The sequence below is a fragment of the Candidatus Paceibacterota bacterium genome (genome assembly GCA_041660505.1).
Taxonomy (GTDB): Bacteria; Patescibacteriota; Minisyncoccia; order Phycocordibacterales; family JACRKE01; genus JBAZWG01.
Map to the genome: position 1 here is coordinate 683,234 of JBAZWG010000001.1, position 12,461 is coordinate 695,694.

The following is a 12,461-nucleotide window of genomic DNA, read 5'->3' on the forward strand; positions in this document are numbered from 1 at the left end:
ATGAATGTAGTTGTATTGGCGGCGGGTGAGGGTAAACGCATGGCGGCAGACGGGATGCCGAAGGTTTTGGTACCCTTGAAGGGCAAGCCGCTTATTTCGTACGTGCTCGAGGCGATACGCGCTTCGGGCGCCGATGCTCATCCGACATTGGTTATCGGTGTCCACGCCGAGCTCGTCGAAAAAACTCTAGGCACGCAATATAATTATGTCATCCAAGCAGAACGTCTCGGCACCGGCCACGCGGTACAATGCGCGCAGGCCTTGCTTGAGCCGGAGGCCGATGACGTGCTCGTGCTCTACGGCGATCATCCGCTTGTGTCGGCGAAGATGATAAAAGATTTGGTGCGTGCACATAAGTCCGGCAATAACACGCTCACAATGGCGACGACAACCGTCCCTGATTTTAAAGATTGGTACGCCGGCTTTTACGACTTCGGCAGGATTATTCGCGCCGAGGACGGCACTTTGGAAAAGATTATAGAGAAAAAAGACGCAACGACAGAAGAACTTGAAATAAAAGAAGTGAACCCAGGCTATTATTGTTTCAAGTCTGCCTGGCTCTGGCCGGCTCTCAAAAGCATAAAGAACGACAATGCGCAGAAAGAATATTATCTCACCGATTTATTGGCGCTTGCGGTAAAAGATGAAGAAAAAATCGGCAGTGTCGAGATAGACCCCGAAGAAGCGCTCGGTGTTAATACTAGAGAACAGCTTGCCCTTGTCGAGACCTTACTTTAGCCTCACTCTAACTTTTGTAAACTCCGAGCAGTTTATCGGTGCAGGATTCTATGCTGAAATCATTTGCTCTTAACTTAGCTTCTTTAGATTTCGCTGTGCGAATCTCCGAGTTATTCAAAAGCAGAGAAACTTTTTCCGCGAATTTCTCGAGATCCTCTGGGACAAGATAACCGCCATTGTCTCCAGCCAAGGTGTCTTCGACGCCGCTTGCTTTGACGGCCACGACCGGCGTACCGCAAGCGAGCGCTTCGAGTGTGGTTAAGCCTTGAGTCTCTGTCGTCGAGGCGGAGAGAAATACTTTGGCACCCGCGACCAGAGGGAAGAGTTCGCCATGCTTGATGAATCCTGTCAGATGAATCCGGTCATGTACAGGAGAAGCTTTGACTATCTCGCGCAACTCATCTTCATACGGCCCGCCGCCGGCTATTATGAAATGAATGTCGGGGTGAGATTTCGAAACAAGCACAAAGGCCTTTACCAAAAACGCAAGATTCTTTTCTCTGCCTATCCGACTCATACTCATAATATAAGGGTAGGCTTTTGGTTGTGGTTGCAAATTATCGAAATCATCAAAATTGACCCCCGATGGCAAGACATGCACAGGAACACTCACGCCATAATCCGTAAGCAGGCGTTTGACGGCGGTTGAGGGAGCGATGCAGGCATCGTGGCGGTTCATATAGATAGCCACGAACTTCTTTACGCCGTACTTGCTGATTATCTCCGGCGCAGGGAAGTAGTGCAGATATTCCTCAAGATTTGTGTGATAAGTGTGCACAGAACGGATACCGAAGAGTCGGGCCGCGCCGATACCAAGCAGGCCGATAGAACCCGGCGTATGGGTATGAATAACATCGAACTTCTCTTTCCTGATATTATTGACGAGTCGCGGGTCGTAAGGCAAGCTTAGTCTGAAGTCGGGGTAGGCGTAGTATGATAAAGAGGGAATGCGCGTGTTGTCCGGATGTGCAGTATGTTCTTCTCTAAAAAAAGCATTCTTGGGCGAATATATCTTTACCGTGTGTCCGCGCTTCTCCAACTCGGCCGTGTAAGTCTTAATGGAGCTGACGATGCCGTCGATCTTGGGCTCGTAAGTGTCCGTGAACATCCCGATATGCATGGGGTAATAATACCATAAAATCAGTGCCTTTTCTCGCCAATAGAATTCATGGTAGGATATACCATATGGCCAATATAGAAGGCAATAATCAATCAGAAACAAAGTGGGCTATTTGGGGCCCGCTAGTGAATGGCGTAGAAACCTTTATAAGAGACGGCCATCTTGATGACATTAAGCCAGAATTACCAAAAGAACAACAAGGGTATTTGTCACATATCGGGCTACTGATGTTGGACTATCAGCCAGTTGTCGACAAAGGCGAGACAGAAGAAGAAAAAAGAGCTTCCGCAAGCATGCAGAGATATACGAAAGTCATTGCTGACATTTTCCAAAAAGAAAATCATAAAATCAGCGCAGAGGAACTCTCAGAATTAAAAACCGCTCTGGCCGAACTCCGCGAATCACTACGAGAGCTTGTTTCTACTCCAAATGGGTAAGTTTTGAGTTTTTCCCCAATTTCGGAGGTCCGACCTCCGAAATTCGTGTTATCATGATGGATATGGAGCGCATATTGGAAACCGACTGTTTTTACCATATCTATAACCGAGGCACGAACAAGCAGGAAATTTTTCACGACGAAAGTGACTATCTTCGGTTTGTTCACTATCTTTATGTTTGTAACGACCGCGCATTGATGGAGAAGGTCTTCGCCGAATCAATAATCGGAGGTCCGACCTCCGAAAATTCTCATAAACGGGAATTGTTGGTTGATGTTGTCTGTTTCGCTCTTATGCCGAACCACTTTCATCTCATGCTGAATCAGAGGAAAGATGGCGGAGTAAGCAAGTTCATGCAAAAGCTTTGCACTGCGTACACCATGTACTATAATCATCGTTATAAACGCACCGGCGTATTATTCCAGGGAAAGTACAAAAGCATACCCGTACTTGATGAGCAGTACCTGCCAATCCTAGTGCGATACATTCACTTAAATCCTGTCGAGCTTGATGTGTCAGCAACAAAAACCGAAGGCGGAATGATCTCATATCTGAAAAATTATCGCTGGTCAAGTTGCCCAGATTACCTTGGTCAGGCAAACTTTCCCTCAATCATATCAACGGACCAGTTTGCGGAGATATTTGAAGATTATGAAGAACACCAGGAATTTTTGGTCGAGAATATTGGAGATGGGTTTATGAGTTCAGAAAAGAGGCTGTTTATCGATTTATAAGAATAATCGGAGGTCGGACCTCCGACAATTGGGCACAAGGGTTGTTGTAAGGACAAAAAGCGTGCGATTGCGTAAATTTTCACTTGTGATAGCCTTTTGTTAATACTGTACCAATCACCCGCAACGAAAGAGAGGGAAAAGGTCTCATGGTTGACATCAACAAACGACTGAAGGCCGAGGGCGTTGACCTGACTGGAGGAAACGCCACATTACTTGTGGAGCTTGCCAAGGATCTGGCTGTAATCGAACGCCAAATGAATGGCTTGTTCTGCAAGTTTCGTGAAGAGTTTCACGGCTCAAGCTTCGACCTATCGTTTCGGCCGATTACCAAGGGCAGACTCTTCGACAGTTTCAAGATTGAGGGTGTCCAGGTGGACATTCTCCTCTCGTCAGACATAGGCAGCTCGGATGCCAAGAGTATTTTCTGGGCTTTTGGCAAGCGAGTCGATTGCGAATGGAAGGATGGGCGACTCACGCTGCCGAAGATGCACTACTGGGTCCACGGGGGGAAAGACGACTTCGATCTCGCTGGCTGGGCCGAGAATCTCGAGAAGATCAACGGGCCTGCGAACGGAAAAAAGGAGTGATTGGAAGCGGTGGCCGCGGGCAGAGCAATCTCCCGCGGCCGAAGCATTTCTACAGTGAATAATTCGGAGGTCGGACCTCCGAATTATTCCAGATGGGTAAGTTTTGAATTTTGGATGTGGGTCGCTAACGCGGGATACTTTCTGAGTTCGGGGTCTTTGAAGATAAGCGCTTTGGCTTCGGCTCTGGCGGCTTCGACCATCTTTATATTTTTTATTGCTTCCATACCTAGATCAGAAATGCCCCATTGTTTACTGCCGGAGAGCTCGCCGCCGCCTCTTAACATCAGGTCTTGCTCGGCTAACTCAAAGCCATTTTTGGCATCTTTAAGCGCCAGCAGGCGCAATAGAGATTTTTCTGATTTAGAATCGGTGAAGACATAGCAATACGGCTGATAACTGCTTCTTTGCACCCGGCCTCTTAATTGGTGGAGTTGGGCTAGACCGAATCTTTCCGCACCTTCTATAATAATTATTGTGGCATTCGGTACGTTCACGCCGACTTCAACGACCGATGTTGCGACTAATATATCCAACTTGTGTTCAGAAAAATCATGCATTATTTTTTCTTTCTCTTTCGGGTTCAATTTGCCGTGCATGACGCCTACTGCATATTCTTGAAATATAGTTTTTTGCAATCGTTCTGCCTCGGCAGTCACCGACTTGGCCAGTATCGCCATTTCTTTGGTCGGATCAGGCTCGTTAATTCTCGGGCAGATTATGTAGAGTTGGCGTCCGGTCTTCATTTCTTTCTTTATCTTCTCGTAAACTTCATCTCTTTGCGCTGGCAAGACGATGTCGGTGACGATTTGTTTGCGGCCAGCAGGGAGTTCGTCGAGTAAAGTTAAATCTAAATCGCCGTAGATTGTTAAAGCAAGCGTGCGCGGGATGGGCGTTGCTGTCATGGAAAGTAAATGCGGAACAGGAGATAGGAGATGGGAGTTTGGAGATGGGGTGGATTCCCTAACTCCTAACTCCAAACTCCTAACTTCTGCGCGCTTGTTTGCAAGCGCGCGTCTCTGCATGACACCGAAGCGGTGCTGTTCATCTATAACGACAAATGCTAGATGCTTAAATTTTACTGATTTTTGTATTAACGCGTGCGTGCCGACGAGGATTGCGATCTCGCCGTTCGCCACCCACTTGAGGAGTTGGGTGCGTGAGATATCGGTCCAACCGTCGGGATTAATTTTCGACGGGAATTTTTTACAACCACTGCCGGTGATGAGGGCGATGTTTACCGGCAGATGTTTAAAGTAAGAGATGAAAGATTCGAAGTGTTGCTTGGCCAGAATCTCCGTTGGTGCCATATAGGCTGTTTGCAGAGTGCCGAAGTCTTGCTTCCCGGGCTTGGTGTTCATTGCGGCATACGCTGTTGTAGCCGCCACAGCTGTCTTTCCCGAGCCGACATCACCTTCCAAGAGACGCAACATCGGCTTACCGGATTTGAAGTCAGAAAGTATTGTTTCTATTGCCGAAATTTGTGCCACTGTAGGTTTGAACGGGAAACGACTCATGAATTCTTTTACGACCTCTGTCCTCGGGCTGATTTGAAAAGTTGGATTAGCTTCATATGCTTGACGCATCATCTGGCGCGAGAGTTGAATGAAGAAAATTTCTTCAAAGGCGAAGCGTTTGCGCGCAGCAATAGCGTCTTCGTCGCGTTTGGGAGTGTGTATCCAGACGAGCGCGGTTTTATATGACGGTAAATTGTAACGCGCAAGTATCTCTTTCGGAATCGGATCTTGTAAAAGTTCATGGACTTTGGCGCGAAGTAATTTCTGAACGCTATGCTGAAGCCAAAGCGAAGTAACACCTGACGTCTCTGGATAAACTGGTGTTGCAGTAATTTCTCCTTTCTCGAAGAGCGATCCCTCGCTACCCAGATCAATTCCTGATATTGACTCAAGCTCCGGGTTGGCTAGATATAGTTCTCCGTTCCTATCCTGCACTGTGCCGGTCAGGCGGGCATAAGCGCCTTCCGGAACCTTCTTGGCCATGTAGGCTTGATGGAACCAGATTGCTTTGATCTTGCCAGTGTTGTCCGCGACATGGAGTTCGGCCATCGGGATTTTACTTCTGTATCCCTTTAGAGTTTTGGAACTTATAATTTGTGCGGTGATGCTTGCGTAGTCACCGGCTTTGAGGTCTTGAATTTTCTTGAGCTCCGCCTTTTCTCCATAATGCGCGGGGAAGTGGCGCAATAAGTCTGACGCGGTTGCAATACGCAATTTTGTAAGCCCCGCGCGTTGGGGCGGGGTGAGGCGAAATATCTCTGCAAGTGGAGTATTAGGCTGTACTATCGCCATGTACGGTATGTCCTTTGTGTATCAGTTCATAATCGGTTTTGAAAAGGTATTGCGCGATACGGAAGATGCTGTATGTGATGAAGAACGCGGCGAAGACGTCGATGGAATAATGTTTGTGCCCGAGGATAGCGGCTGTGCCGAAAATAACCGAAAGAAAGAAAAAGAAAGAACGTGCGTACTTATTCCGCCAAAAAACCAGACCGACCAAGAATGGCCCGCCGGTGTGGCCGGAAAAAAATAGATCACCACCGAATGTCAGCTTGCTCGCAAAGAAATTCGCGGCAGGTATTATCTCATGCTGTGGTGCGATATGAGTCAGAATTATAAAGAAAGAACGTATCAGAATAAAAAGACTCATACTTTTCGCGAAGAATGGGAAATAGCGCGGTTTATATAGAAGCAACATTGTCACGACTGTCCACATTATAACTGCGCCCTGCACATAAAGAAGTTCCACATCCCAAGCCGGTATCCGATCAAGGAGAAGGTCGCTGACTTGATTGCTGATAGATTCGGTTGCATAGGTACCTGCGAAATAGTTGATACAGAAGCTTAAAGTCAGCATTAGAAGGCCTACTGCCGAAGAGGCCAAGAAAGCACGGTCGCGTATACGAGTGTGCAAGTCGAGTTGTTTAAGCTTGTCCATACGTGTTACTATTGGCTATATGTTCTTCGGTACGGCTTCGATTATAGCATTGATTGAGCACTATGGGTATACCATTATTTTCCCGATTTCGATCGTCGAAGGGCCGGTCGTCACGCTTATTTCCGGCTTTTTGGTTTCGCTCGGGCTGTTGAACGCCTTCGGTGTCTTCTGTGTTCTTGTTGCCGGTGACTTGGTTGGTGACACATTATATTATTTCATCGGCCGATGGGGCAGAGAGGGATTCGTTCGCCGTTGGGGTAAGTACTTTGGCCTCACGCCAGAACGCGTTGCCCACGTGCGGGAATATTTCCACACACGAGGGTGGAAGCTACTTTTACTTTCGAAGGCGCATGGTGCCGGCTCTCTCGTTCTTTTCTCCGCAGGTGCGGCCGAGATGCCATATCCCAAATTCTTATTTTATAATTTTGTCGGTACCGTTCCGCGCGTGTTCATTCTGGAAACAATCGGCATTTACGGTGGCGCGAGCTTCGCTCTCATTAATCAGTATGTGAACGGTGTTGCGGCGGTATTATCTGTTGTCTTCATTCTCGCAGTTGCTTGGTGGTTTTATAAACGGTCAGGAGGTGAGTCCTCCGGCAGAGGCGGAGGTCTCACCTCCTGAGAGTAATATGAAGATCCTCATTGCGACCGAAAGTTACTGGCCGAATGCCGATGGGGGTGCCTTGTTTGAGAGACGGCTCGTGAATGGTTTGATAGACAGAGGCCACACAGTGACTGTCTGGGCGCCCTCGCCATCATTTAAAAACTTCGACGAAATAGACGGTCGTTATACTATCCATCGTGAACGCAGTATTGTCTTCTGGGCGAATAAGAAATATCGTTTCAGTCTCGCACCTTTTCTTTCTGCTCGACGTATTATTCTGCGAGATAAACCGGACGTGATTCATACCCACACGGCGTATTTCATCGGTCTGTCGATAATGTTCTGGGCGCGGAGATATAAAATCCCGGTAGTCGCCACTAACCACTTCATGCCGGAAAACCTAATAGGCAATCTTCGTTGGCCGAAAATATTCGATGGTATGCTGACAAAATTAACTTGGGAATTTTTGATCTGGTTCCATAACAAAGCCAGCTTCGTGACTTCGCCAACGCCGACGGCGGTTGATTTGCTTGTTGCGCACGGCTTACGCATGCCGCATCGCGCGGTGACTAACGGCATAGACATGGCAGTATTCAAACCGAATCAAGATGTAAACAGTGTGATAAAGAAATATAATATTGCGACAGATCGTCCAGTCATATTATATCTTGGCAGGCTTGATGGCGAGAAGCGCGTAGACGTAATCGTTTCTGCTGTTGCCGAACTTTTGAAAATACAAAAAGTCCAACTCGTACTTTCCGGATTCGGTCCTATGATGAAGGAATTACAGAAACAAGTATCGGAATTGGGGATTACCGACCAGGTAATATTTACCGGGTACATCGATGATCAGGATAAGCCGCTTTTATATAATGGCGCGACAGTCTTCGTCATCGCCTCACCGGCCGAGCTCCAAAGTATCGTCACGCTTGAGGCTATGGCGTCGGGACTGCCAATTATTGCAGTGGACGTTGCCGCGTTGCACGAGTTATGTCATGACGGCGAAAACGGATATCTCTTCCCGAACGGTAATGTCAGCGCCCTGACTGAAAATCTAAAGAAACTTATTACCGACAAAGATCTGCAAAAAAAGTTCGGCGCAGAAAGCATAAAAATAGTAAAAGAAAGTCATTCGTCAGAACATATGCTGGACGAGTATGAATCTGTATATAAGACTATTGTCTCCGAGGTTCAACCTTTTTGATGCTTAAGGTTGAACCTCGGAGCCGGCATTATTGCATATCGCCCAGAATAGACTGAATGATTGAGATTGCGACGGGGGCGGCTGTGGAGGCACGGAGAGTACGTGGGCCGAGATGTGCCATAATGGCGTTGGTTGACTTGGCAAACTGCGCGAGTTCTTCTTCCGATAAGCCGCCTTCCGGGCCGATACAGATGCCAACAGAGAGACCGAGCAGTTTCGGAATTTCCGAGGCCATATGCGAAAGCGATTTCTTGCCTTTTGCATCTATTATATAGAAATGATCCATGGCGAGGACTTGCTTCTCTAATTCTTCCTCGTCTTTAATTATCTCGATGGCGGGCCAGACAACACGATCGCACTGCTTAGCGGATTCAAGCGCAATATTTGCCCAACGTTCCAGTTTGTCATTTGCTCCGTCCAAGAGCTGTTGCGGAGAATTACTGCTTTGGAAGAAGTGAATCTGCTCGACGCCGAGCTCCGTGCCTTTTTGCAGAATAACATCGATAGTCTTTTCCTTCGTACAAGCTTGGAAGAGATGTATATGGATTCGTGGCTCGCGCGGGACTTTTATTTCCTCGTCGACGTGTACGGTAATGTTCCTGCGTCCGATTTCTGATATCACTGCGCGGAAACGGCGTTTGTCCGGTCCCTGCAGTTTAATAGCTTCACCGATACGGATGCGCCTGGCGTGCATCAGATGGTGAGCTTCCTCGCCGGCGATAATCGCTTCTTCTCCGGCCATTAAATTTTGCGAGGCGAAAAAATATGACATACCTAGAAGCTGATTAAGCTGTTTTTGATTGCCGAAGCAAGTTCAGCCGGACTCTTCTCTGCAATGGCGGCAAGGAATGAGGCACGTTCAGCCTTCGACATCAATACCGACTGGCTCTTAGTGATATTAATGGGGAAGAGGCCTAGCTCAGTGGTTGTCGAATTCAACTGAACGCCAAGCATCAAGCCTCGCCTAGTCTCGTCAGAAAAGTTCTGGTCGAAGATGAAGTTGCCGAGCGAGTAAAAGATCAATTTATTTTTATAGCGCTCTATATCTTGGACGACATGCGGATGCGATCCGAGGACGATATCCGCGCCCCTGTCTACGAAAGCGCGACCAAGCGATTCTTGCCTCGAATTATGCTCTGGCGCGTATTCATCACCCCAGTGCGCCAACACAACAAGCAAAGATCCTGGATTTTCTGTTCGCGCTTTCGCTATCAGATCGCCAGCCTTGGCGGTGTCGAATACAGGCACAGTGGCGTTGAACGCCATAAAGGTTATTTTTTTATCTCTAAGCTCGACGGTTGTAACAATACCTTTCGAAAGGTCGTAAGGATGGCCAATGGGGCTTATGCCTGACGCTTGTAAATTGGTTTTCGTTTCGTCGAAGCCGGGAGCCCCGTAGTCGAAGGCATGATTATTGGCGATAGAAACCACGCCGAAGTTCGCATCGATAAGCTGGGCAATCGACTTGGGCGAGAAAGAAAACTTCATCGCCAGACCGTCGCGATAATTATATTTTTCTCGGACCGTGCCCCCGAAGTTGCCGACCGACAAATCGAAATTCTTCAAAAATGATGAGATATTTTTTAGCGGGTAATCATAGCCGTTGGTATCCATAAGCGTGCCGACTTGGCGCCCCAGCATAATGTCGCCGACAACAGCAAATTTCACCGGAGGAATAATCACCGCCTCCGTGTTTTTTTTGGTGGCGTTTTGTTTGGCACTTACTACCGCCAAGCCAGCCATAAGACATATCGCCAAAATTCCCGCTAATGCCGCGTTACGCATGATTCGTATATGATAGCGTAAGCCAGGATTTTATCAAATCAGCGACATGTTCCGGTTCCTCGAACGGCAGAACGTGGCCGGTATTGGGTATAAGGCGCCACGAACTATTTGGTATTTTAGAAGTCAGTTTTCGCAGGCTTTTGGTTGTAGCTATCTCGTCCGACCCTCCGGCCACGACAAGCGTCGGTATTGCGACCTGCGAGGCAAGCGACGATATATCTTTAGTCAGCACCTCATCAGAAATTTCTGTGAATGCTCGCGGTTCGAGATGGGACACTTCTTTCATGTTCGCATCATACAGTTCGTGGCGTTTGGTACTGTTACTTGATTTAATTAGTAGGTGGCTTAGAAAATATTGATATGTCTTGCTTTTGGCTATCTTAACTCTCAAGCTGTTTGGGAGAACCCCAGCAATATTCAAACCGACCTTCGTGACTAGACCGTCTGCGGCGATGACCGGCATAAGCAGGATTAATCTTTCCACCGCCTGCGGATATTTGACAGCGAATTGCATCGCCACTCGCCCGCCGAATGAATGGCCGACGATTATCGGATGCTCTATTTTATTTTCGCGCAGGAATTCATTAAGCCAATCGGCATAGTTTATAATACAATGTTTTGTGGCCAGTGCTTCTGATTCGCCGCAGGCCGGCAGGTCGATGAGTATTACATGATAGCCGTCCAGGTGCCGCGCCACATCAATAAGCCCCGAGTGATTACCGGGGAAGCCATGGATGATAACGATAGTTTGCGCCTGATCAACCCCTTTTTCCCAATAAGCGGCGCGGAACCCTTCGATTACTATATCTTTTCGTTCAAAAGTCACGACTCGTGTATCATAGCTTTTGTGTGGCCAATTGTCTATTTTCGTGGTATCGTATCTAGACTATATGTCAAACCCGCACAGCCATTTCGCTGCCAAAAAGACTCAATATATAGAGAAGCTTAAGGAGCTGGCGCAGATTCCGAGTATCTCGAGCTCTGATGATAATAGAGAGGACGTGGCCGCTTGCGCCGCCAAAGTGGCTGGCTATATGCAAGAGGTCGGCCTTTCGAATGTTGAACTTATTAATATAGAAGGGGCTTTGCCGTATGTGTACGGCGAGTGGATTGGCGGCAAGGACTCACCTCTCTCTGGAGGAGAGACCTTGCCGACTGTTTTACTTTATTCGCACTATGACGTCCAGCCTGTTGGCGATGAACAGCTCTGGGAGTCGGCACCGTTCATGCCAGAAGAAAGAAAGGGGAGACTGTATGGGCGTGGCACGTCGGACGACAAAGCGGGCATCATTGCACACTTGGCCGCGATAGACTCATATTTAAAAACAACAGGCAAATTGCCGGTCAATATTAAATGCATCTTCGAAGGCGAAGAGGAGATCGGGTCTGTAAATCTCGAAAAACTCCTGGCGAAATATTCTAAGAAATTGCAGGCCGACTATATCGTGATTGCCGACACCGAGAACTTCGGCGACGGCATCCCGGGCATCACCACCCAGCTCCGCGGTCTCGTTGATTGCGAAATCGAACTCCATGCTCTTTCCCAGCCTCTCCACTCCGGTCAATTCGGCGGGCCGATACCAGACCCTGTTCAAGAACTCGTCAAGCTGATTTCTAAACTTACCGACAAAGACGGCAAAATTGCAGTGCCCGGTATCTACGCCGACATTAAGAAACTTTCTGCATCAGAACGTGCGGCGTTAAAGAAATTGCCTTTTAACGAGAAGCAGTATCGTGCTCATGCGCATATGTTGTCCGGCACCAAGTTTGCCGGCGAGAAGGGCTACACAGTATACGAACAGATCTGGCACAGGCCGGCCTTAAGTGTGAATGCTATCCAAGCTTCCTCGCGCGCGCAGGTGTCTAATATTATTACAGCATCGGCCTGGGCACATCTTGGTATTCGCCTTGTGCCGAATATGAATCCGAAGAAGACCCTGAACCAACTTATTAAATTCTTGAAGGCGAACGCGCCGAAGAATATGAAGCTCGAAATTATGCCGGGCCACAGTGTGTCATGGTGGAGTGCTAATACGAAAAGCCCGGCCCTCCAAGCGGCAGCCCGCGCAATGAAGAAAGGTTTCGGCAAAGATGCAGTCATGATGGGTTCCGGCGGGTCAATAGGATTCGTCGAACCGTTCTCTAGGGCGTTGAATAATGCACCTGCCCTCCTTATGGGGATAGAAGATCCAGAATGCAATGCCCATTCATATAATGAATCTTTACACATCGCCAACTGGTACAAAACAGTCGATTCTATGATATATTTATATGAAGAATTAGCTAAAAATTAATTTATA

General features: G+C 47.8%; 13 protein-coding genes. 7 read left to right on the plus strand and 6 right to left on the minus strand.

Annotation, left to right across the window (positions count from 1 at the left end; translation table 11 throughout):
• The gene (locus WC764_03650; GenBank protein ID MFA6006790.1) at positions 1 to 738 is read left to right on the plus strand and encodes an NTP transferase domain-containing protein; all 738 of its coding nucleotides are present in this window, start codon (positions 1 to 3) and stop codon (positions 736 to 738) included.
• Between the two features lie 7 nt (positions 739 to 745).
• Here the strand turns inward: WC764_03650 and WC764_03655 are convergent, their stop codons facing one another.
• On the minus strand, positions 746 to 1,858 hold the full coding sequence (locus WC764_03655) for a glycosyltransferase (GenBank protein ID MFA6006791.1): 1,113 nt from the start codon (positions 1,856 to 1,858) through the stop codon (positions 746 to 748).
• 65 nt (positions 1,859 to 1,923) lie between these two features.
• Here WC764_03655 and WC764_03660 point away from each other — a divergent pair, with 65 nt between their 5' ends.
• The 3 genes from WC764_03660 (at position 1,924) to WC764_03670 (ending at position 3,616) form a co-directional block, all read left to right on the plus strand.
• A complete protein-coding gene (locus tag WC764_03660; protein ID MFA6006792.1) occupies positions 1,924 to 2,295 on the plus strand; it encodes a hypothetical protein in 372 nt (123 codons plus the stop codon).
• Positions 2,296 to 2,357: 62 nt separating this feature from the next.
• The gene (locus tag WC764_03665) at positions 2,358 to 3,029 is read left to right on the plus strand and encodes a transposase (protein MFA6006793.1); all 672 of its coding nucleotides are present in this window, start codon (positions 2,358 to 2,360) and stop codon (positions 3,027 to 3,029) included.
• Between the two features lie 146 nt (positions 3,030 to 3,175).
• Positions 3,176 to 3,616 (plus strand): hypothetical protein, encoded by a 441-nt coding sequence (locus WC764_03670; protein MFA6006794.1) that lies wholly within the window; start codon positions 3,176 to 3,178, stop codon positions 3,614 to 3,616.
• Positions 3,617 to 3,699: 83 nt separating this feature from the next.
• Here the strand turns inward: WC764_03670 and WC764_03675 are convergent, their stop codons facing one another.
• Positions 3,700 to 5,922, minus strand: a complete 2,223-nt coding sequence (locus WC764_03675) for an ATP-dependent DNA helicase RecG (protein ID MFA6006795.1) — start codon at positions 5,920 to 5,922, stop codon at positions 3,700 to 3,702.
• Positions 5,903 to 6,568 (minus strand): phosphatase PAP2-related protein, encoded by a 666-nt coding sequence (locus WC764_03680; protein MFA6006796.1) that lies wholly within the window; start codon positions 6,566 to 6,568, stop codon positions 5,903 to 5,905. Before WC764_03680 ends, WC764_03675 begins: the two co-directional genes overlap by 20 nt.
• Before the next feature lie 19 nt (positions 6,569 to 6,587).
• On the opposite strand from WC764_03680, the gene WC764_03685 reads away from it, so the two are divergent.
• Both WC764_03685 and WC764_03690 read left to right on the plus strand, forming a co-directional pair.
• Positions 6,588 to 7,190, plus strand: a complete 603-nt coding sequence (locus tag WC764_03685) for a DedA family protein (GenBank protein ID MFA6006797.1) — start codon at positions 6,588 to 6,590, stop codon at positions 7,188 to 7,190.
• Positions 7,191 to 7,197: 7 nt separating this feature from the next.
• Positions 7,198 to 8,376, plus strand: coding sequence for a glycosyltransferase (locus WC764_03690; protein ID MFA6006798.1), 1,179 nt, complete (start codon positions 7,198 to 7,200; stop codon positions 8,374 to 8,376).
• Between the two features lie 28 nt (positions 8,377 to 8,404).
• On the opposite strand, the gene WC764_03695 is transcribed toward WC764_03690, so the two are convergent.
• The 3 genes from WC764_03695 to WC764_03705 are packed head-to-tail and all read right to left on the minus strand — an operon-like array spanning position 8,405 to position 10,987.
• Entirely contained in the window at positions 8,405 to 9,148 is a 744-nt protein-coding gene (locus WC764_03695; GenBank protein ID MFA6006799.1) for an RsmE family RNA methyltransferase, read from the minus strand.
• A gap of 2 nt (positions 9,149 to 9,150) precedes the next feature.
• On the minus strand, positions 9,151 to 10,161 hold the full coding sequence (locus WC764_03700; protein MFA6006800.1) for a CapA family protein: 1,011 nt from the start codon (positions 10,159 to 10,161) through the stop codon (positions 9,151 to 9,153).
• The gene (locus tag WC764_03705) at positions 10,154 to 10,987 is read right to left on the minus strand and encodes an alpha/beta hydrolase (GenBank protein MFA6006801.1); all 834 of its coding nucleotides are present in this window, start codon (positions 10,985 to 10,987) and stop codon (positions 10,154 to 10,156) included. The genes WC764_03700 and WC764_03705 overlap by 8 nt, the downstream gene beginning before the upstream one ends.
• Positions 10,988 to 11,051: 64 nt before the next feature.
• Here WC764_03705 and WC764_03710 point away from each other — a divergent pair, with 64 nt between their 5' ends.
• Positions 11,052 to 12,455, plus strand: a complete 1,404-nt coding sequence (locus WC764_03710) for a M20/M25/M40 family metallo-hydrolase (GenBank protein MFA6006802.1) — start codon at positions 11,052 to 11,054, stop codon at positions 12,453 to 12,455.
• Positions 12,456 to 12,461 lie beyond the last annotated feature (6 nt).